Annotated in this window: 1 protein-coding gene; it reads right to left on the reverse strand. The window is 64.6% G+C overall.

Annotated elements, in window-relative coordinates; all coding sequences use genetic code 11:
* Positions 1–15 precede the first annotated feature (15 nt).
* On the reverse strand, positions 16–1,212 hold the full coding sequence (locus AQJ91_RS48365; protein ID WP_107122749.1) for an RNA-guided endonuclease InsQ/TnpB family protein: 1,197 nt from the start codon (positions 1,210–1,212) through the stop codon (positions 16–18).
* Between the last annotated feature and the right edge of the window lie 15 nt (positions 1,213–1,227).

Genomic DNA, 1,227 nt, shown 5'->3' on the forward strand with positions numbered 1-1,227 from the left:
GAAAAGGGGAGATTCTTACGGCTCGCGCCGTGAGACTTCCTGTTTCATCGCCGACTGCCCGCCCGGAGAACTCCGTTGAGGTCTTACACCGGCTCCGCAGGCCGAAACTGCCCGTCCGGCAGCCAGAAGGTTCTTCGCCGCGTTTACGTCCCGGTCGTGAGTCGTTCCGCAAGCACACGTCCAGGTACGGACGTTGAGCGGCATCTTCTCCTGGAGAGTGCCGCAGGAGTGGCACAGCTTGGACGAGGGGAACCACCGGTCGACGGCGATCACTTCCCGCCCGTACCAGGCCGCTTTGTACTCCAGCATGCTCCGGAACTCAGTCCATGCCGCATCACTGATGGCACGGGCGAGTTTCCGGTTCTTGACCATGTTGCGCACGGTCAGGTCCTCGATCACGAGCGTTTGGTTTTCGCGCACGAGCCGAGTGGTGAGTTTTTGCAGGTAGTCACGCCTGCGGTCGGTGATGCGGGCGTAGACCTTGGCGACCTTCCGCCGGGCCTTGGCCCGGTTCGCCCCGTCACCCTTTGCCTTCTTGGCCACAACGCGCTGGGCCTTGGCGAGCCGGGCACGGTCGCGGCGTTCGTGCCTCGGGTTGGCAATCTTCTCGCCACTCGAGAGGGTCAGGAGATGGTCCAGACCGACGTCGATACCGACCGCCGCATCGGTGGCGGGGAGCGGCTTCACGGTGGGGTCGTCGCACAGCATGGAGACGAACCAGCGTCCGGCCGCGTCCTGCGACACCGTCACGGTGGACGGCTTGACCCCCTCGGGGAGCGGCCGGGACCACACGATGTCCAGCGGCTCCGCCATCTTCGCCAGGGTCAGCCTGCCTTCACGGAAGCGGAACCCGGAGGTGGCGTACTCGGCCGAGTTGCGGGACTTCTTCCGCGACTTGAAGTGCGGATACCTGGCCCGCTTGCCGAAGAAGTTGGTGAACGCCGCCTGCAGGTGCCGCAGCGTCTGCTGGAGCGGGACCGAGGAGACCTCGTTGAGGAACGCCAGTTCCTCGGTCTTCTTCCACGCGGTCAGCATGGCCGAGGTCTGGTTGTAGTTCACCCGCTCTTGCCGCGTCCACGCTTCGGTGCGGGCGGCGAGCGCCAGGTTGTAGACCTTGCGAACACATCCGAACGTGCGCGACAGCTCAGCTGCCTGCGCATCGTTCGGATAGAAGCGGTACTTGAACGCCCGCTTCACATGGCTCGCGGTCACGCTCACAAACTAGCT

Source organism: Streptomyces dysideae, assembly GCF_001514305.1.
Lineage (GTDB): Bacteria > Actinomycetota > Actinomycetes > Streptomycetales > Streptomycetaceae > Streptomyces > Streptomyces dysideae.